15 protein-coding genes are annotated in these 19,087 nt (G+C 58.1%); 3 read left to right on the top strand and 12 right to left on the bottom strand.

Going from position 1 to position 19,087, the window contains the following annotated elements:
* From K0F75_RS07530 to arnB, 8 genes are read right to left on the bottom strand one after another with little or no spacing between them, the layout of a single operon-like run.
* On the bottom strand, positions 1-1,374 hold the full coding sequence (locus tag K0F75_RS07530; protein ID WP_219061220.1) for a UDP-glucose/GDP-mannose dehydrogenase family protein: 1,374 nt from the start codon (positions 1,372-1,374) through the stop codon (positions 1-3).
* The gene (arnF, locus tag K0F75_RS07535; RefSeq protein ID WP_219061221.1) at positions 1,371-1,784 is read right to left on the bottom strand and encodes a 4-amino-4-deoxy-L-arabinose-phosphoundecaprenol flippase subunit ArnF; all 414 of its coding nucleotides are present in this window, start codon (positions 1,782-1,784) and stop codon (positions 1,371-1,373) included. Before arnF ends, K0F75_RS07530 begins: the two co-directional genes overlap by 4 nt.
* Positions 1,781-2,125: a 4-amino-4-deoxy-L-arabinose-phosphoundecaprenol flippase subunit ArnE gene (arnE, locus tag K0F75_RS07540; protein WP_219061222.1), complete on the bottom strand. Its 345-nt coding sequence runs from the start codon at positions 2,123-2,125 to the stop codon at positions 1,781-1,783. The genes arnF and arnE overlap by 4 nt, the downstream gene beginning before the upstream one ends.
* Positions 2,122-3,768, bottom strand: coding sequence for a lipid IV(A) 4-amino-4-deoxy-L-arabinosyltransferase (gene arnT, locus K0F75_RS07545; protein ID WP_219061223.1), 1,647 nt, complete (start codon positions 3,766-3,768; stop codon positions 2,122-2,124). The genes arnE and arnT overlap by 4 nt, the downstream gene beginning before the upstream one ends.
* Entirely contained in the window at positions 3,765-4,649 is an 885-nt protein-coding gene (arnD, locus tag K0F75_RS07550; RefSeq protein WP_219061224.1) for a 4-deoxy-4-formamido-L-arabinose-phosphoundecaprenol deformylase, read from the bottom strand. The genes arnT and arnD overlap by 4 nt, the downstream gene beginning before the upstream one ends.
* Complete coding sequence (gene arnA, locus K0F75_RS07555; protein WP_219061225.1) at positions 4,649-6,640, bottom strand: bifunctional UDP-4-amino-4-deoxy-L-arabinose formyltransferase/UDP-glucuronic acid oxidase ArnA; 1,992 nt, start codon at positions 6,638-6,640, stop codon at positions 4,649-4,651. The genes arnD and arnA overlap by 1 nt, the downstream gene beginning before the upstream one ends.
* Positions 6,637-7,653, bottom strand: coding sequence for an undecaprenyl-phosphate 4-deoxy-4-formamido-L-arabinose transferase (gene arnC, locus K0F75_RS07560; RefSeq protein WP_219061226.1), 1,017 nt, complete (start codon positions 7,651-7,653; stop codon positions 6,637-6,639). The genes arnA and arnC overlap by 4 nt, the downstream gene beginning before the upstream one ends.
* Entirely contained in the window at positions 7,650-8,798 is a 1,149-nt protein-coding gene (arnB, locus tag K0F75_RS07565; RefSeq protein ID WP_219061227.1) for a UDP-4-amino-4-deoxy-L-arabinose aminotransferase, read from the bottom strand. The genes arnC and arnB overlap by 4 nt, the downstream gene beginning before the upstream one ends.
* Before the next feature lie 736 nt (positions 8,799-9,534).
* Here arnB and K0F75_RS07570 point away from each other — a divergent pair.
* The gene (locus K0F75_RS07570) at positions 9,535-11,181 is read left to right on the top strand and encodes a Na+/H+ antiporter (protein WP_219061228.1); all 1,647 of its coding nucleotides are present in this window, start codon (positions 9,535-9,537) and stop codon (positions 11,179-11,181) included.
* An 8-nt stretch (positions 11,182-11,189) separates the two neighbouring features.
* On the opposite strand, the gene K0F75_RS07575 is transcribed toward K0F75_RS07570, so the two are convergent.
* The 4 genes from K0F75_RS07575 to map all read right to left on the bottom strand — a co-directional run bounded on the left by K0F75_RS07575 (position 11,190) and on the right by map (position 16,899).
* A complete protein-coding gene (locus K0F75_RS07575) occupies positions 11,190-11,936 on the bottom strand; it encodes a M12 family metallopeptidase (protein WP_219061229.1) in 747 nt (248 codons plus the stop codon).
* A gap of 137 nt (positions 11,937-12,073) precedes the next feature.
* Positions 12,074-13,267, bottom strand: a complete 1,194-nt coding sequence (gene dapC, locus K0F75_RS07580) for a succinyldiaminopimelate transaminase (RefSeq protein WP_219061230.1) — start codon at positions 13,265-13,267, stop codon at positions 12,074-12,076.
* Positions 13,268-13,354: 87 nt separating this feature from the next.
* Complete coding sequence (locus K0F75_RS07585; protein WP_219061231.1) at positions 13,355-16,054, bottom strand: [protein-PII] uridylyltransferase; 2,700 nt, start codon at positions 16,052-16,054, stop codon at positions 13,355-13,357.
* 47 nt (positions 16,055-16,101) lie between these two features.
* Complete coding sequence (map, locus tag K0F75_RS07590; RefSeq protein WP_219061232.1) at positions 16,102-16,899, bottom strand: type I methionyl aminopeptidase; 798 nt, start codon at positions 16,897-16,899, stop codon at positions 16,102-16,104.
* Between the two features lie 320 nt (positions 16,900-17,219).
* Between map and rpsB the strand changes: the two genes are divergently transcribed.
* Together rpsB and tsf are read left to right on the top strand one after the other, a co-directional pair.
* Positions 17,220-17,963, top strand: a complete 744-nt coding sequence (gene rpsB, locus K0F75_RS07595; protein ID WP_219061233.1) for a 30S ribosomal protein S2 — start codon at positions 17,220-17,222, stop codon at positions 17,961-17,963.
* A 185-nt stretch (positions 17,964-18,148) separates the two neighbouring features.
* Positions 18,149-19,018 (top strand): translation elongation factor Ts, encoded by an 870-nt coding sequence (gene tsf, locus K0F75_RS07600; protein ID WP_219061234.1) that lies wholly within the window; start codon positions 18,149-18,151, stop codon positions 19,016-19,018.
* Positions 19,019-19,087 lie beyond the last annotated feature (69 nt).

Raw genomic sequence — 19,087 nt, forward strand, 5'->3', positions numbered from 1 at the left:
TCACCGTGCGGTTTGGGTTTCGCCCACGCGCTCACCGGGGACCGGCAGTTGGATCGAGTCGCCGCGCCCCATAGGGAAGTAACTGAAACCCATGCGGGCCATTCGCTCTATGTCGTAGAGGTTACGTCCGTCGAAGATGACCGGCGCTTTCAGGCGTTGCTGGATCAGGTCAAAGTCGGGTGCCTTGAACTGCTGCCATTCGGTACAGATGATCAAGGCATCGGCACCCCCCAGCACAGACTCGGGTGTGCCCATCAGGCTCAGGTTCGGTTGATTACCGTAAATCCGCTGGGTTTCCTGCATGGCTTCGGGGTCAAAGGCGCGAACCTCGGCGCCAGCAGCCCACAGCGCTTCCATCAATACCCGGCTCGGGGCATCGCGCATGTCATCGGTATTGGGTTTGAACGCCAGGCCCCACAGGGCGAAGGTCTTGCCGCGCAGATCGCCTTTGTAGAAGGCATTCACGCGTTCGAACAGCTTGTGCTTCTGCCGTTGGTTGATGGCTTCCACGGCCTCCAGCAGATCGCTGGAGCAGTGTGCCTGCTGGGCGCTGTGGATCAATGCACGCATATCTTTGGGGAAACACGAGCCGCCATAACCCGCGCCCGGGTAGATAAAGTGATAGCCAATGCGTGAATCTGCACCGATCCCCAGGCGCACGGATTCAATGTCGGCCCCCAGGTGCTCGGCCAGTTCGGCGATCTGGTTGATGAAGCTGATCTTGGTTGCCAGCATGCAGTTGGCGGCGTACTTGGTCAGCTCGGCGCTGCGCAGGTCCATGAAAATAATGCGGTCGTGATTGCGGTTGAACGGCGCATAGAGATCACGCATCACCTCACGCACTTCTTCTCGCTCGCAACCGACCACAATGCGATCCGGGCGGCGGCAGTCGGTAACGGCCGAACCCTCTTTGAGAAACTCGGGATTGGAGACGATATCGAACTGCAGGGGGCGGCCTGCCAGCGCTTTTTCGGTATGCAGGCGCAGGGCATCGCCGGTGCCCACGGGTACAGTGGATTTCTCGACGAGGATCAGCGGTTGCACCCGATGGCGCGCGACGGCTTCACCGACCGCGAAAACGGCGGCGAGATCGGCCGAGCCGTCATCGCTGGAGGGTGTGCCGACCGCGATGAACAACACCTCGCCGTGTTCGACGGCCAGCTTCTCATCGCTGGTAAAGTGCAGCCGTTTGCTTTCCAGGTTTTCCCGCACAAGGGCGGCGAGGCCCGGCTCGAAGATGCTGACATGACCCTGCTGAAGGAGCTTTACCTTGTCTTCATCAATGTCCATGCAAATGACATCGTGGCCCACTTCAGCCAGAACCGTTGCTTGTACCAGGCCAACATAACCACTACCAAATACGCTGATTTTCATGCGGAATTCCTAGGCGATGCTACCGAATTGCGTTGAGAGTTGATCGTGATGACGCCCAGGATGATCAGGGCTACACCGAGAGTTTTGAGGGCACTGAAATGCTCGTTGAAGAACGGCAGGCTGGCGGCCAACACATAGACCAGTGCGTAGCTGATGCTGAGCAATGAATAGGCACGGCTCAATGGCAAATCGCGCAAGGCGCCCAGCCAGCACAGCATGGAAAGGGCATAGGCAAGTATGGAGGCCGCCACAACGGCTACTGCAGCTGGCGCAAGGGTGCCGTCGCTCACTGCATCGATCCACTGAGCAGGGGATGGCAGGCGCGTCATGCTCCAGCGCATGCCCAGTTGAGCACTGCTGACCAACAGCACACTGCCGACGGCCAGCGCGAGACCTCGACGTCGGCTCATGCCTGGCGCCCCAGAAGAACCACCCCGGTGATGATCAGTGCGACGCCCAGCCAATGGCGTTTATCAATCGACTCGTGGAACAGGTAGTGCGCGACCAGTGTGATCAGCACGAAGTTCAAGCTCAGCATCGGGTAGGCGATACCCACTTCCAGCCGTTGCAGCACCAGTAACCACAGCAGCAAGCCCAGGCCGAGACTGATCAGCGCGAGCCATAACCACGCAGAGCGCAGGGCGAGAGCAATACTGGGGTTTCGCCCTCGCCAACCTTCCACGGCAAACTTCTGGGCAATCTGACCCAGGCAGCTCAATACGCAGGCGGCGAGCAAGAGGAACAGGGTCATGGCTGAGCCTGCGCAAAGATAAGAATCACGAGATTCCCTTCTTCATAACGCTTGCCATCCTGAGGCAGCAGCGCGATCTCGTGTAATTCGTCTTCGCTTTTCACCCGCATCACGACCCCTACCGAGCCTTCGCGTCGAGCCTGAGTCATCCATTGCTGGATATCTTCAAGGCCGACTTCGCGGGCCGCAGCTTCGGGGTATGACAGGCCGTATTTAAGCTCGCCGATCGTGTTGTACAGCGCCACTTCAGGTCGCTGCACACGCCACGCCAAGGCAGAGGCCGCGCCCAGGTCGTTGCTGAGCAGATGGCGAGTCTGGGCCAACTCCTGCGTATGACGGGCAATGAACGTATCGGGCGTTTTGTTGAACACCATGCTGTTGGGCAGCGCTGCCGGCAGTAGAGCCACTAACAACCAAAGCCCGAGCGCAGGCATGGCCCACCACACCAGCGGCTTGAGCGCTTGTAAGGCGTTGGTGATGATCCAGCCCATTAGCACGATGATTGCCAGCAGCAGGTGCAGCGGTTCGTTTTCATACACGGGTTGTTTGAGCTGCACGTACACCAAGGCCAGCAGGACAATTACCCCGAGTGCCATATTGAGCAGTCCGTTGCTCCGGATCAACCGGCCTTTGGCGTTTTCCAGGCAGTCCATCAGCGCGTGCCCCATGAGCAGGGCCAGAGGCAATAGACACGGCATGATATAGGTAGGGAGTTTGCCTTTGCTGATGCTTAAAAAGGCCAGCGGCAGTATCAACCAGAGCAGTAAAAACCCGGTTGTCGCCTGACCTTTGCTCAGCCACGCCTGCTTGAAGGTCGTCGGCAGAAGCAGTGCCCACGGCAGGCTGGAAACGACCAGCATCGGCAGGTAGAACCACCACGGCCGGTCGTGCTGTGCATCCTCTCCAGCAAAGCGCTGAATGTGCTCGTGCCAGAAGAAAAAGCTCCAGAAGTCAGGCTCTCGGGCGTGCACGGCGGCGACCCAAGGCAGACACACTGCAATCGCTACCACGACGGCCAGTGGCCCGTATTTCAGCAGCTCACGCAGGCGTTTTTGCCAGACCATATAAGGCAGGGCGATCAGGGCGGGCAGCAGCCAGGCCAGAAAGCCTTTGGTCATGAAACCCATGCCGCAGGCGAAACCCAGCAAGATCCAGCTGAGCAATCGCTCCCGGCCCGTACTGTGAATGGCGAACCACAGCGACACTAGGCTCAGGTTGACCCATAAGGTGAATTGCGGATCGAGGTTGGCGTAGCCAGCTTGCCCGGCGACCAAACCGAAGCTCATGTAGAACAGGGCGCAGGCAAAGCTTTTGCGCGGATCATTCCACAACCGGCGTGCAATCAGGTACGTCAGCACAACGCTGAGCCCAGTGCTCAGTACCGAGGCAATCCGTACGCCGAACAGGTTTTCACCGAACACGGCCTGGCCGATTGCAATCAACCAGTAACCGGCGGCGGGCTTTTCAAAGTAGCGCAAACCCATGAAGTGCGGAGAGGCCCAATTGCCGCTGAGAAGCATCTCCTGACTGATTTGCGCGTAACGGGTTTCGTCTGGAATCCACAGGCCGTGAGAACCCAGCGGCAGCAGAAACGCCAGGCAAAAGGCAACCAGCAGGAGGGGGATCGCCCAACGACGGGTCATGCCTGTTGTACTCCCAGCCAGCCCTCGCGGCCACTCAGTACGCCACGTACCAATTGCCCTGCAGGCAGGCTACTGGCCTGGGCTGGCAGCAAGTTACCAAGAGGCTGGAAGACAATGTTTCGCAAGCTGGCCTGAGCCAGCAATTGACGGAAGTCGTTAGCCATCAGAATCCCTTCTACCTCTGCATGAACGGTATAGACATTCAGTCCGGTCGGGCTGAAGCGGTCGAGAATGAATGCGTTGAAATCGCGGGCACTCAGATCAGGGCCAACGACCTCGTCAAACGTGGGTAAATCCACAGGGATTTGCGGCGTGCCCAGACTGCCGTCGGCCAACCTCGGCCTGAACAGACTGTGCCCGCGACAATCACTGTTGTAGCGAAAGCCGAATGATTCCTTGGCCTGGACTATGCGCTCATCAGCGCGCCAGCCGGCGGCTGCAGAGCAGTCGACGGCGTGCCCGGTGATGTCGCTGAGGCAGTCCACTCCCCGACGAATCTGCTCGATCAACTCAGCGTCGCTCCAGCGCCCGGCATTGGCTTGCCAGCCATGGTGATCCCAGGCGTGGAGGCCGACTTCATGACCGGCCTCCAGGGTTTGACGCATCAAGTGGCCAAGGTCACGCCCGATGGGTTTGCCCGGCCATGCGGTGCCGGCCACGAGAATGTCCCAGCCATACAGACTGGCTGCCCGTGAACGCAGCATTTTCCAGAGAAACTGAGGGCGGAAGAGACGCCATAAATGGCGCCCCATGTTGTCCGGACCGACACTGAAAAAAAAGGTCGCTTTTACCTGTGCCTCGTCGAGCATTTCCAGCAACCGGGGCACCCCCTCACGGGTGCCTCGATAGGTGTCCACATCGATGCGGAGTCCTGCCTGCATCAGCGTTTGTCCGCGATTTCGAGCATTGCTTCACGCAGGAAGAAGTCCAGGGTTTTGCCAATGGTTTCGCTCAGTTCGATGGTCGGGGCCCAGTCGATCAAGCGGCGAGCGTTGTCGATGCTTGGCTTGCGGTGGGTCACGTCCTGGTAGCCAGTGCCATAGAACGACTGGCTCTCGACGTCACGGAAACCGGCGAAAGGAGGGAAGTTCGAACGCAGTGGGTGAGCTTCGAACTGACGCAGCAGTTCTTCGCCCAACTGACGGATGCTCGCTTCGTTGTCCGGGTTGCCGATGTTGATGATCTGGCCGTTGCACTTGTCATCACGGTTTTCGATGATGCGTGCCAGGGCTTCGATGCCATCAGCCACGTCGGTGAAGCAGCGTTTTTGAGCGCCGCCATCGACCAGACGAATCGGGGTGCCTTCCACCAGGTGCAGGATCAGTTGAGTGATTGCACGCGAGCTGCCGATCCGCGCCGAGTCCAGACGGTCCAGGCGTGGGCCCATCCAGTTGAATGGACGGAACAGGGTGAAGCGCAGGCCTTTCTGGCCATAAGCCCAGATCACCCGGTCGAGCAATTGCTTGGAAACCGAGTAAATCCAGCGTTGTTTGTTGATCGGACCCACGATGAGGTTAGACGTGTCTTCGTCGAAATTCGGGTCGGTACACATCCCGTACACTTCGGAGGTCGACGGGAAGATCACGCGCTTGTCGTATTTCACGCAGTAGCGAACGGTCTTCAGGTTTTCTTCGAAGTCGAGTTCGAAGACGCGCAGTGGGTTGCGGGTGTATTCGATCGGCGTGGCGATGGCCACCAGCGGCAGCACGACATCACATTTTTTGATGTGATATTCGATCCACTCGGAGTGAATGCTGATGTCGCCTTCGACGAAGTGGAAGTTCGGGTGGCTGCGCAGTCGGTCGATGGCGTCGGAACCAATGTCCATGCCATAGATTTCGTAGCGATCGTCTTGCAGCAGGCGCTCGGAAAGGTGGTTACCGATAAAGCCGTTGACGCCAAGAATCAGAACGCGGGTGCGACGCACGGCACGTGACGACTCGCTGCCGACCATGCGCGAGCCTTCGACCAGACCCAGTTCGCGGGCCAGTTGCGGGCCGCTGAGGTAGAGCCCGGCATCGCCACGCTGACCTGCGGTGATCACCAGGGAGTCTTCGCCACAGGAGATGCGCAGAGGGTCGGAGCTGATCACCCGGCCCGGGGCTATCCCTTCATTACCGGCAACGACGTCGGCGCTCCAGACGATAAGCTTGTGCTCGCCAACCGGGCAGAACGCGCCAGGGTAGGGTTGAGTCACGGCGCGAACCAGGTTGAACAACTGTTCGGCAGGGCGCTTCCAGTCCAGCAGGCCGTCGGCCGGGGTGCGGCGTCCGAAGTAAGAAGCCTGCGTGTCGTCTTGAGGGGTTTCGGTCAACTTGCCCTGGGCAAGCAACGGCAGCGCTTCGCGCAACAGGTTGGCAGCCGACTCACGCAACTTGCCGTGCAGGGTCAGCGCGGTGTCGGAACGTTCGATGGCGACACGCTGTTGAGCCAGGATAGCGCCAGCATCAGCGCGCTTGACCATGCGGTGCAGGGTCACGCCGGTTTCAGTTTCGCCGTTCACCAGCACCCAGTTGGCTGGGGCGCGGCCGCGATAATGCGGGAGCAGGGAGCCGTGCAGGTTGAAAGCGCCTTTGCTTGCGCAGGCCAACAGTTGCTCACCCAGCAGATGGCGGTAGTAGAACGAGAACAGGTAGTCAACGTTGAGCTTGCTGATCCGTTCAATCCACAGAGGGTGGTTGGCGTCTTCCGGCGCGTGCACTGGAATACCTTTGCGTGCACACAATTGCGCGACCGAACCGTAGAAGGTGTTTTCCTTCGGGTCGTCGGCATGGGTAAACACGGCGGCGATTTCATAACCAGCGTTCAGAAGGGCTTCGATGCCAGCACAGCCAATATCGTGGTAGGCAAAGACAACAGCTTTAGGATTCATAACGTGACCTGATTGGAAGATGAAGACATGTTTGAGTCGTTAACGTTTACAGGGGCCGAAGCGGGTGGGCTGCGCAGCACTTTTTCGATGAAAAAGCGTGGGCGGGCTCTGACATCGCTGTACATCCGACCCAGGTATTCGCCCAATAGACCCATCCCTATGAACTGTCCGCCGGTGAACACGAACAGCACAGCAAACAAAACGAAGGTGCCGTGACCGGCCCAGGGTGCGCCGAATATCAGGCGCAGGCCGATCAGCAAAACGGCGAACAACACGCCCAGAAACGCCATGCTGAAACCGATGATGCTCAGCAAGCGCAAGGGGGTTGTGGTCATGCACGTGATCAAATCGAACATCAGGTTTATCAGGCGCATCGGGCTATATTTGGATTCGCCATGCTCGCGCTCGGCGTGCTGAACCAGCACTTCAGTGGTGTGGCGCGCGAAGCTGTTGGCCAAAATCGGAATGAACGTACTGCGTTCGCGGCAGGCCAGCATGGCGTCGACGATGGTCCGTCGGTAAGCCCTTAGCATGCAGCCATAGTCGCTCATGGCCACGCCGGTGGAGCGCTGTACGGCAAGGTTGATCAAGCGCGACGGCCAACGGCGCCAGGCTGAATCCTGACGGTTGCTGCGCACGGTGCCCACCACGTCATAGCCGAGCTCGGCCTGGGCAACCAGGCGCGGAATTTCTTCCGGCGGGTTTTGCAGGTCGGCGTCCAGCGTGATGATCACATCGCCTTTGCATTGCTCGAAGCCCGCCATGATTGCAGCGTGCTGGCCATAGTTGCGATTGAGGATCACCGCGACGATGGAGCTGCCTTCACGCTCTGAGGCGTCTTGGAGGATTTGCGCAGAGTTGTCGCGGCTGCCGTCGTCGACTAAAACGATTTCAAATTCATGGTGCAACTGTGCGCAGGCAGCTTCGGTCCGGCGCAGTAGCTCCGGCAGGCTCTGCTCTTCGTTATAGACCGGGATGACGATCGAAACGCACTGAATCGGATAAGGTTTCACAGGCTTCGTTCCAGAGTGGTTTCAATAGCGCAAGCGACGCGCTCGACGTCGTCGAGGGTCATGTCGGGAAACAGCGGGATCGAGCACAGGCGCGCCGAGTTCCATTCGGTGTTGGGCAAATGGATCGACGGAAAGCGCTTGCGGTAATAGGTGTGCAGGTGAGTAGCGATAAAGTGAATGCCGGTGCCGATGTTCTGCTCCTGCAAGCCCTTCATGAATGCTTCTCGGTCCACGCCACAGCGCTCGGCGTCGATGCGCAGGATGAACAAGTGCCAGGCATGCTGCTGGGGATAATCTGGTTGGTGTAGCGGCTGGACGGGCAACCCTTCCAGACGCTTGAGGTAGGCCTGCGCCAGGACCTCGCGCTTGGCATTGATCTCGTCGAGACGCTTGAGCTGAACCAGCGCGATGGCTGCGTTCATGTCGGCCAGGTTGTACTTGAAGCCTGGCTCGATAACCATCGCCTGCGGTTTGCGGCCATGGGTCATACGGTCGTAGGCATCCACGCCAAGTCCGTGGAACTTGAGCATGCGTACCCGGTTGGCGAGGTTCTCGTCATCACTGACGAACATTGCCCCTTCTGCGCAGGTCATGTTTTTGATCGCGTGGAACGAAAAAATCGCGGTGCCTTGCGCGCCGACCTGGCGGCCACGGTAAAGCGTGCCAGCCGCGTGAGCAGCATCTTCGATTACCGGGATGCCGTGACGCTCAGCCAGCGCGTAGAGGGGGTCCAGATCAAAGGCGGCCCCGGCGTAATGCACCGGGATGATCGCTTTGGTTCGTGGGGTGATCGCGGCTTCAATGGCGGCAAGGTCGCTCATCAGGGTGTCGCGGTCCACGTCCACGAATACCGGGGTCGCGCCGAGCAAACAGATCATGTTGGCGGTGGACACCCAAGTCTGCGACGGCGTAATGACTTCGTCGCCCGGACCAATGCCCAGCGCAAGTAGCGTCACGTGCATGGCGCCCGTGGCGGAAGACAGCGCAACAGCGTGACGAGCGCCCACGTGCTCGGCAAACTTTTGCTCGAGCTCCTGGTTTTTCGGGCCGGTGGTAATCCAGCCGGAGCGTAAGACCTGCTCGACGGCGGCAATTTCCTCGTCACCGATACTTGGGCGGGAAAAGGGCAGGAAACTTTGATTCATAGGATCCTCTAGCGCAGGAAAGCATTGCGGCTTGAGACACGGGCCGTCTGCAATATCCACAGATACTGTTTACTTTGAAAATACGGGGGCCGCGCTGACAGGGTCGGTAACGGCGCCGCGACACAATGTTCGCGTAAAGCATAGTTCAGGAATAGTGAAAATTACGTTTATCTTCAGCGTGATGGCGCGAACTCTTTTACATGAGCGTTTTGCGGGGCTGCGAGCGCAGGGCGATCCGCACGAGACGCTTTAATGGGAAAAGGTGCAACAGCAGCACGCGCGTTAAGCTAGTTCAGTAGAATATCGAGTCCGCGTGCAGAGTGTACTGTCAGACCTTGCCCACAATAGCGGACCGAACCTGAACAAATACTGTCCATCCGATGGCAAATATTTTTGCATCGTGCCCTGTGATGTGTTGAATACAGCCGGTGTGCCTGAGGTCGTTCATTGCGCGGGCAAAAAAGCTTTTCTGGCGTTACTTGTTTACGATCCTGTGCAAATCAGTTAATAGGCCTGCTCTGTAGAAGGTGAACGAATAATCGTTCTCGTTACGTCGCCAGGGTCGGCAAATGCGAAGTAGAGTTATTACCCTGCTCTTGCACTCAAGCGCATTGAGTTGGCCGCGCTTGAAGTGCCGCGGCGTGCAAGGGTATAGCGTTAATATGTCAGTTTGAAGGTATGCGATTGTCTGGGTGCATGCATTTGACTGTTAGTGGACGACGAGGAAGACCGTTTTATGCAAACAGCCTATACCGTCCTCATTTTGCTGATGCTGGTCGGTGTGTCGCGGTTAGTGGCCCGGTTGATTCCGTTGCCGTTGCCGCTGTTACAGATCGCTGCCGGGGCGTTGCTGGCTTGGCCGACGCTGGGTTTGCATGTTGCGCTCGACCCTGAGCTGTTTTTGTTCTTGTTTCTGCCGCCGCTGCTGTTCTCGGATGGTTGGCGCATGCCCAAGCGTGAGTTATGGCGTTTTCGTGGGCCGATTCTTACCTTGGCGGTGGGGCTGGTGTTGTTCACGGTGGTGGGCGCCGGTTTCTTTATCCATTGGCTGATACCGACCATCCCTTTGCCGGTGGCCTTCGCCCTGGCGGCCGTGCTGTCGCCGACCGATGCCGTGGCGGTGTCGGCGATTGCCCAGGATCGGCTGCCCGCGCCGATTATGCATATGCTTCAGGGCGAGGCCTTGATGAACGATGCCTCCGGCCTGGTGACTTTCAAATTTGCGTTGGCGGCGGCGGTGACGGGGGTGTTCTCACTGGCCAATGCCAGCCTGACATTTGTCCTGGTCGCCTGCGGCGGCTTGGCCATCGGTGTGGCGCTGAGCTGGCTGGTGGGGCGTTTGCGTGGCTGGATGATTGCCCGTGGCTGGGATGACCCTGCGACCCATGTCGTGTTCATGTTGCTCCTGCCCTTCGCGGCCTATGTACTGGCTGAACGCTTGGGCGCTTCGGGGATCCTCTCGGCCGTGGCCGCCGGGATGATGCAGAGCTGGCTCGATCTGTTGCCGCGTCAGACCAGTACGCGCCTGCTCAATCGTAGCGTCTGGGCGCTGTTGGAATTTGCCTTCAATGGCTTGATCTTCCTGCTGCTGGGCCTGCAGTTTCCGGACATCATTAAGGCCGTCGCCAGCCATGAAGTGTCGCTCTGGCCAACCCTGTTGTGGCGTTGCCTGGATGTACTGGCGATTTTTATGGTGTTGTTGGCGTTACGTTATGTGTGGGTGCAGAGCATCTGGAGGCTGATGGTCGGCTTGCGGCGCTGGGGGGATCGTGGCGAGTCATCGCTTGAGCTGACGGCACGCTCTGCCTGGCTGCTGACCGTGGGTGGGGTGCGAGGGGCCGTGACGTTGGCGGGTGTGATGTCCGTGCCGCTGTTGATCGGCGCAGGGGTAGACTTTCCTGAGCGTGACCTGCTGATTTTTATCGCCGCTGGCGTCATTCTGCTGTCATTGATTGCGGCCTGCATCGCCTTGCCATTGTTGCTGCGCGGCGTGGCTAAAAGCCCGGACCACGCGATGAAGCGCGAAGTTAGAGACGCCTGGAAGCGTACCGCTGAAGCGGCGATTCACGCACTGGAAGCTGAAGAGCTGGCCGACACGAGCGTCACCCCCGACGCTGCGCAAGCCGCCTTGGCGATGGAAGTCAAAGCGCGGATCATGTCCGAATATCGCCATCACCTCGAGGTGTTCAACGACACCTCCGAAGCGCAGGCGCTGGCCTGGCAAATGGATCAGCTGGAGCGACGCCTGCGCCTGCACGCGTTGCGCGCGCAGCGCCTGGAGCTCTATAGCCTGCGCCGTCATCACCGGATCGGCGACGACGCGCTGCGTCAGATATTGGGTGAGTTGGACCTGAGTGAGGCGAATCTGGGGCCGGTTAAATAGCCATCAACTTATCCTTTTGGATAAGCCTTGCGCATGAAGGCTTTGTCTTTATCGCTGATCATCGTATTGAGGCCCACTTCCCAATCGCCGATCGTAATGGTGTTGGGCACCGGATAATGCATGATCGACTGCTTGTCGTAAGCGGTGTAGGTCGTTTTGTTCGATTCGAATGTGTGGAGCACCGATTCATCGACGTCTTCGACGGAATGACCGGCCTTCGCGTAGTGGTCGTACACCTTTGGCACGTCCCAGGGAATATCGGCTTCCGGGTGCTGATGTTCATGCTCGGCCCCCAGTGCATGGCCAAACTCGTGCATGGCGGTGTATTGGAACTTCGGGTCTGATGGTTTGACACCCAGCACCATCGTTGGAGTCCACGTGTCGTTGGCTTTGGCATCGGTCCCGATCAGGGTGTAGTTCGCGCTTGAGTCAGTCGTGATTCGGATGTCACCTTTACCGTAGCCCGGTGTGCCTTCCCGGCCATCGATAAACTCGAACATCAGGTTTACAAAGGGTTGCCACTGGTTGATAGCGGCAATAATGGCTTGTTTGTGGGGTTCGGACAGGTCGTTATCGGTAAAGCCGATTTTCAAGGTGCGGCCATTGGCCCAGAACCTGGAGAAATGCCCGGCGGCGCGCTTGCGGCGACTGCCTGGAACGGATACCTCGGCATTGTCAGGATTCTCTTCGATGGCAGCCTCGTATGAGGCCTGCTGATCCTTCAAGTGCCTCATGGCGCACAGTATGTCGTTCATAATGAAACCTCCTTGTTGATGAGGTTTCATTGTTTTCCAAAAAAAAACCGCAGTGTCTATACATGTCTACTGCAAAGGTGCTTTCGGCGTCCGGTAGCGTACGGTGCGCCACAGCGATTGGCTGTGACGCGAATTCATCAACGCTTGATGAAATCCCGAATACGCGTGGCCGCTTCGACACATTCGGCCAGAGGTGCAACCAGCGCCATGCGTACACGTCCGGCGCCGGGGTTGAAGCCGTCGACTTCGCGGGACAGGTAGGAGCCCGGCACCACGGTGACATGCTCGGCGACATACAGGTCGCGGCAGAATTCAGTGTCATCGGTCCCGACATTCGGCCACAGATAAAAACCACCGTCGGGGCGCTGTACGTCGAGCACCGGGGCGAGGATCTCCAGCACAGCGTCGAACTTCTCCCGATACAGCGTACGATTGGCGCGTACGTGCTCTTCGTCATTCCACGCGGCAATACTCGCCAGTTGGGTTTGAACCGGCATGGCGCAACCGTGATAGGTGCGATAGAGCAAAAAAGCTTTAAGGATGTCGGCATCGCCGGCCACGAAACCTGAGCGCAAACCAGGCAGGTTCGAGCGCTTGGACAGGCTGTGAAATACCACGCAGCGTTTGAAGTCTTTGCGGCCCAAGGCCACACATGCGCTCAGCAGACCTGGCGGCGGAGTCTGTTCGTCGAAGTACAACTCGCTGTAGCACTCGTCGGCGGCGATCACAAAATCATATTCGTCAGCCAGGGCGATCAGCTTTTTCAAGGTTTCCAGCGGTACCAGCGCGCCAGTCGGGTTGCCGGGCGAACACAGGAACAGGATCTGGCAGCGCTTCCAGACGTCTGCGGACACCGCATCGAAATCCGGGTTAAAACCATTTTCCGCCAGGCAGGGCAGGTAATGCGGCTGTGCGCCGGCCAGCAAGGCTGCGCCTTCATAGATTTGATAGAACGGGTTGGGGCTGACCACCAGTGCGTCGTCGCTGCGGTTGACCACGGTCTGGGTGAAGGCGAACAAAGCTTCGCGAGTCCCGTTGACCGGTAACACATGACGCGCCGGGTCGAGCCAGCCGGTTGGCACGTCAAAACGGCGTTCACACCAGGCGGTGATGGCTTCGCGCAGCGCCGGGATGCCGAGGGTGGTCGGATAGACCGCCATTTGATCGAGATTGGCGGCCAACGTTTCAGCGACGAACGCTGGCGAGCGGTGTTTCGGCTCGCCGATGGACAGCGCGACAGGGCGTTTGTCGGCATTGGGCGTCACGCTGCCAAGTAAGGCGCGGAGCTTTTCGAAAGGGTAGGGCTGGAGCTGCTGCAAGGCATTGTTCATGGGGTGTGGGTCTCAGTGAACGTGGCGCCCGGGAGTGGCCGGGCGCCGTTGAGTCGAAACGTAAAGGTGGGCATGCAGTGGCGTCATTCAGATACTGAGGCGCATCTCTGCGTGGGGCTCATGATTGACGCTCAATTGCTCGACGATGGCGTCCTGAAGTCGGCTGCACAGCTGCGGATCGGACAGCGGCTGATTGTTCGCGTCAGTGATGAAAAAAACGTCTTCCACCCGCTCGCCGAGCGTGGCGATTTTCGCGTTTTGCAATGACAGATCGAACTCCAGGAAGATCTTGCCGACCCGCGCCAGCAGGCCAGGGCGATCGGGTGCGCTCAGCTCCAGGATCGTGACCGGGCGTTGTGCGTCGGTGTGGATAGTGACCTGTGGCGCGAAGGCAAAATGCTTGAGCTGGCGGGGCACCCGGCGCTGGATGATGGTCGGGTAGTCATCCGGGTTGCGCAGGGCCTCGGTCAGCCCTTCACGGATTTGCTTGATCCGCACAGGGTTGTCGCCAATTGAGCCGCCATCGTTGTCGAGCACGATGTAGGTGTCGAGGGTGAACTGGCTGCTGGAGGTGATGACGCGGGCGTCATGAATGTTCAGGTTGAGCTGATCCATGGCGGCCACGGTCACGGCAAAGAAGTCATGCTGGTCGGGAGCGTAGATGAAGATCTGAGTGCCGCCCTCGAACTCGCGCTGGGTGGTTTCCTTGATCAGCACCAACGGGCCGCCATCGGCAGGCTGCTGCAGGATCGCATCGCTGTGCCAGGCCACATCGCCAGCGGTGTGACGCAGGAAATAATCATCCCCAAGCTGAGCCCAGAGCTGCTCGACGTCATCCGGGTCGGTACCGCTGCGAACGAGAATGTCCAGCGCAGCACTTTGCGTACGTCGAATCTGCTCTTCACGGTCGACCGGGTTCTCCAGGCCGCGGCGCAGGGCGCGTTTGGTCTCGGTGTACAGCTGGCGCAACAGGCTGGCGCGCCACGAGTTCCATAGCGTTGGATTGGTTGCGTTGATATCGGCCACAGTCAGGACGTAGAGGTAATCCAGATGGGTTTCATCGCCAACGAACTGGGCGAAATCATGGATGACCTGAGGGTCGGACAAGTCCTTGCGCTGGGCGGTGGTCGACATCACCAAGTGGTTCTGCACCAGCCACACGATCAGTCGGGTATCCCACACTGGCAGTTGATGGCGTTGGCAAAAAACTTCGGCGTCGATAGCGCCCAGTTCCGAGTGGTCGCCTCCGCGGCCTTTGCCGATATCGTGATACAGGCCTGCCAGGTAGATCAGTTCGGGCTTGGGCAGCTTGATCATAATCTTGCTGGCCAGCGGAAACTTGTCTGTGGTTTGAGTGTATTGCAGCTTACGCAGGTGCTTGATCAGGTTCAGAGTGTGCGCATCGACGGTATAGATATGGAACAGGTCGTGCTGCATCTGGCCGATGATATGGCCGAATTCCGGCAGGTACAGGCCCAGAATTCCGTAACGGTTCATTCGGCGCAGGTTGCGATGGATGCCGAATTCGCACTTGAACAGCTCGATAAACAGGCTGGTGTTGCGAATGTCGTTACGGAACTCGTCGTTGATCAGGTGCCGATGTTCGCGCAGCAAGCGAATGGTGTCGGCGCGAACGCCCTTGATTTCCGGGTGCTGAGCCATCAACACGAACACTTCCAGTATCGCGAAGGGTGTGCGCTTGAAAACGTTGGGGTGGCTGGCTTCGATATAGCCATCATGCAGCTGGAAGCGTGAATTGATCGGCTGAGTCGTGCCGCTCCCTTCCTCTGAAAGAATCACTTCTTCAAAGTGCTGCATGATCAGGTCGCTGAGCTCGGCGATGCTCATGACCACGCGGTAATACTTTTGCATGAAGCGTTCGATGGCCAGCTTCGCATCGCCGTCTTCGTAGCCGAGCAGGCGGGCGATGCTGCTTTGATGGTCGAACAGCAGGCGGTCTTCCGATCGGCCGGCAAGCATGTGCAAGGCGTAACGCACCTTCCACAAGAACTCTTGGGACGAGGCGAGCAGAGCGTTTTCGCTTTCCAGCAGAAAACCTTCGCCCGCCAACGCGTGCAGATTCAAGGTGCCGTACTGGCGACGGGCGACCCAGAGAATGGTCTGGATATCGCGCAAGCCGCCGGGGGAGCCTTTGACGTTGGGTTCCAGGTTGTATTCGGTGTCGTTGTACTTGTGATGGCGGGCTTTCTGTTCAGCACGCTTGGCCAGGAAAAACTCTTTACTCGGCCACATCCTGGCGGGGCTGGTGACATCGAGCATGCGCTGGCGCAGACGTTCGGGGCCGGCAATGGTGCGACTTTCCATCAGGTTGGTGATGATTGTCAGGTCGGCGACGGCTTCCTGTGCGCATTCATCGACCGAGCGCACACTCTGGCCGACTTCCAGGCCGATATCCCACAGCAGCGTCAAAAAGCGCTCGATGGGCTCGCGAAAGACTTCGTGGTCGGCGCTGTCCAGGAGGATCAGCAGGTCAATGTCCGAATAAGGATGCAGCTCGCCCCGACCATAGCCGCCAACCGCCAATAGGGCGATATCCGCGTCGTCGCTCCAGTCGAACTGTTCCCATGCCTGTTGCAGGATGTGATCGACAAACCAGGCGCGATCTTCAATCAGGCGCCGGATGTCGCGACCCGAGCGGAAGCGTTCGTCGAGCACTTCGCGGGCCTGACGAATGGCTTTCTTGAAAGCGGCAATGGGGCTCGCTTTCAAGGCCAGTTCGGCCTGGAACTGGCCGCGGTCGAATAATTCTGGATCCACCTGCGGCATTGAACGGCTTTCCTTCTATCTATCAGGCCTGACTTGAGCGACGTGGTTTATACCGACGCGCTTACTGCTGATGTGCGGGCAATGGTGTCGTCGCTGCGCAGGGTAAAGATTTCATACCCGTCTGCCGTGACCAGAATCGTATGTTCCCACTGGGCGGACAACTTGCGATCCTTGGTGATCGCGGTCCAGCCATCGCCCAGCAAACGGGTTTCGGCACGGCCCTGGTTGATCATGGGCTCAATGGTGAAGGTCATGCCTTCCTTGAGCTCCATGCCTGTGCCCGCACGGCCATAGTGCAGCACTTGCGGTTCTTCGTGGAAGACCTTGCCAATGCCGTGACCGCAGTATTCGCGCACCACGGAAAAACCATTCTTTTCGGCGTGTTTCTGGATCACTTCGCCGATATCGCCAAGGCGAGCGCCCGGGCGAACCAGCTCTATGCCTTTGTACATGCACTCTTGGGTGATCTTCGACAGACGCTCAGCCCACTCTGGCACTTTGCCAACATGGAACATCTTGCTGGTGTCGCCGTGGTAGCCGTCCTTGATCACCGTGACGTCGATGTTCAGGACATCGCCATCCTTAAGCGGCTTCTCGTTTGGAATGCCGTGGCACACCACGTGGTTGATCGAGGTGCAGATCGACTTGGGGAAGCCCTTGTAGTTCAGCGGGGCCGGAATCGCTTTCTGCTCATTGACGATGAAGTCATGGCATATACGGTCCAGCTCGTCCGTGGTCACGCCAGGCTTGACGTAAGCGCCGATCATTTCCAGCACGTCGGCAGCCAGGCGGCCGGCGATGCGCATTTTCTCGATGTCCTCGGGGGTTTTGATGGTGACAGTCATAAAATTCTCTCGGCGCGGTGTGGCGCGGCTAAACACTTAAAACGCGATTCTAACAGACCGTCAGGCCGTGGGTGATCATCGCTTTATAGATGCGCGACGTGGCCCTGCGCGTGCGGCGCAAAAGGACGTTTACGGCGGTGCTTATTTCGTGTTCCGTTATCCGGCCTTTTATGGTATAAAATGCGCCGCTTTCCGGGGTATGCCCCAGAAGCTTAAACCCACACACGTGTCGACACGATGACCTGGGTGCCCTCAGCTTGAAGCTGTTGGTTGGTCATTGGGATACGTGGAGGCCTAACCCGACTTATCAAGGAACTATCATGTCCCAAGTCAACATGCGCGATATGCTGAAAGCCGGTGTCCACTTCGGTCACCAAACCCGTTACTGGAACCCGAAAATGGGTAAATACATTTTCGGCGCACGTAACAAGATCCACATCATCAACCTTGAAAAAACCTTGCCTATGTTCAACGAAGCTCTGGCTTTCGTTGAGAAACTGGCTTCGGGCAAAAACAAGATTCTGTTTGTTGGCACCAAGCGTTCCGCTGGCAAAATCGTCGCTGAAGAAGCTGCACGTTGCGGCTCGCCTTACGTCGATCACCGCTGGTTGGGCGGCATGCTGACCAACTTCAAAACCATCCGTGCCTCCATCAAGCGTCTGCGCGAGCTTGAAATTCAGGCAGAAGACGGCACGTTCACCAAGCTGACCAAGAAAGAGGCGCTGATGCGTACTCGCGATCTGGAAAAGCTGGATCGTAGCCTGGGTGGTATCAAGGACATGGGCGGTCTTCCTGACGCACTGTTCGTTATCGACGTTGATCACGAGCGCATCGCGATCACCGAAGCTAACAAGCTGGGTATCCCGGTTATCGGCGTAGTCGATACCAACAGCAGCCCGGAAGGCGTTGACTACATCATCCCAGGCAACGATGACGCCATTCGCGCCATCCAGTTGTACATGGGTTCGATGGCAGACGCTGTTATCCGTGGCCGCAACAACGCTAACGGCGGCACTGACGTGTTCGTCGAAGAAGCTCCAGCCGCTGCAGTCGTTGAAGGCTGAGTAGCAAACGCCTAGCGTTTACTCAGTACGCAAAAAGGGGGCCTGGCCCCCTTTTTGCCCCCTCGGAAACCACATGTTGGCGCAGCCTTGCAGTCATGTGCCGCAGCCAGCAGCGGTTTTCAAGAATTTGAACGCCCGTTCGGTCGGGTGGAATGGTTTTAAGACCTATCCAAGAGGAATTTGAAATGGCAGAAATTACTGCAGCGTTGGTCAAAGAACTGCGTGAGCGCACTGGCGAAGGCATGATGGATTGCAAAAAGGCCTTGACCAAGGCTGACGGCGACATCGAAAAAGCAATCGACGATATGCGTGCCTCCGGTGCCATCAAAGCCGCCAAGAAAGCAGGCAACGTTGCTGCTGAAGGCGCCATTGCTGTCAAGGTTGCCGAAGATGGCAAAAGTGCAGTGATCCTCGAAGTCAACTCGCAGACCGACTTCCTGGCTCTGCAGGACGACTTCAAAGAATTCGTGAACGGCAGCCTTGAAAAAGCGTTTGCTGAAAAACTGACCGACGCAGCTCCGCTGATCGCCGCTCAGGAATTGGCACGTGAAGCGTTGATCGCGAAAGTTGGCGAAAACGTCAACATCCGTCGCCTGGCTCGCGTTGAAGGTGACGTGGTCAATGCTTACCTGCACGGTAACAAGATCGGTGTTGTTGTTGTCCTGAAAGGCGGTGACGCTGACCTGGCCAAAGACATCGCCATGCACGTTGCTGCCAGCAACCCTGAATTCCTGCTGCCTTCGGAAGTTTCCGCAGAAGCCGTAGAACGCGAAAAAGCCGTGTTCGTAAGCCTCAACGAAGACAAGATCAAGGGCAAGCCAGCCGAAATCGTTGAAAAAATGGTTGCCGGTCGCATTCAGAAGTTCCTGGCTGAAGCAAGCCTGGTCGAGCAAGCGTTCGTCAAGAACCCGGAAATCAAGGTCGGTGAACTGGCCAAGAAAGCCGGCGCTGAAATCGTTTCCTTCACTCGCTTCCAGGTAGGCGAAGGCATCGAGAAGCCAGTTGACAACTTCGCTGAAGAAGTTGCCGCACAAGTGGCTGCAAGCAAGCAATAAGACGGTTTTACACTGTCGCCCCGAAGAGGCTGCCCGCTCACGCGAGCGGCCTCTTCGTCAAATAGGTAA

Origin of the sequence: Pseudomonas sp. UMAB-08 (assembly GCF_900095225.1) — a bacterium.
Taxonomy (GTDB): domain Bacteria; phylum Pseudomonadota; class Gammaproteobacteria; order Pseudomonadales; family Pseudomonadaceae; genus Aquipseudomonas.

Coding starts and splice junctions, on each gene's coding strand:
- K0F75_RS07530 (WP_219061220.1), bottom strand. CDS start 1,374: ATGAAAATCAGCGTATTTGGTAGTGGTTATGTTGGCCTGGTACAAGCA.
- arnF (WP_219061221.1), bottom strand. CDS start 1,784: ATGAGCCGACGTCGAGGTCTCGCGCTGGCCGTCGGCAGTGTGCTGTTG.
- arnE (WP_219061222.1), bottom strand. CDS start 2,125: ATGACCCTGTTCCTCTTGCTCGCCGCCTGCGTATTGAGCTGCCTGGGT.
- arnT (WP_219061223.1), bottom strand. CDS start 3,768: ATGACCCGTCGTTGGGCGATCCCCCTCCTGCTGGTTGCCTTTTGCCTG.
- arnD (WP_219061224.1), bottom strand. CDS start 4,649: ATGCAGGCAGGACTCCGCATCGATGTGGACACCTATCGAGGCACCCGT.
- arnA (WP_219061225.1), bottom strand. CDS start 6,640: ATGAATCCTAAAGCTGTTGTCTTTGCCTACCACGATATTGGCTGTGCT.
- arnB (WP_219061227.1), bottom strand. CDS start 8,798: ATGAATCAAAGTTTCCTGCCCTTTTCCCGCCCAAGTATCGGTGACGAG.
- K0F75_RS07570 (WP_219061228.1), top strand. CDS start 9,535: ATGCAAACAGCCTATACCGTCCTCATTTTGCTGATGCTGGTCGGTGTG.
- K0F75_RS07575 (WP_219061229.1), bottom strand. CDS start 11,936: ATGAACGACATACTGTGCGCCATGAGGCACTTGAAGGATCAGCAGGCC.
- dapC (WP_219061230.1), bottom strand. CDS start 13,267: ATGAACAATGCCTTGCAGCAGCTCCAGCCCTACCCTTTCGAAAAGCTC.
- K0F75_RS07585 (WP_219061231.1), bottom strand. CDS start 16,054: ATGCCGCAGGTGGATCCAGAATTATTCGACCGCGGCCAGTTCCAGGCC.
- map (WP_219061232.1), bottom strand. CDS start 16,899: ATGACTGTCACCATCAAAACCCCCGAGGACATCGAGAAAATGCGCATC.
- rpsB (WP_219061233.1), top strand. CDS start 17,220: ATGTCCCAAGTCAACATGCGCGATATGCTGAAAGCCGGTGTCCACTTC.
- tsf (WP_219061234.1), top strand. CDS start 18,149: ATGGCAGAAATTACTGCAGCGTTGGTCAAAGAACTGCGTGAGCGCACT.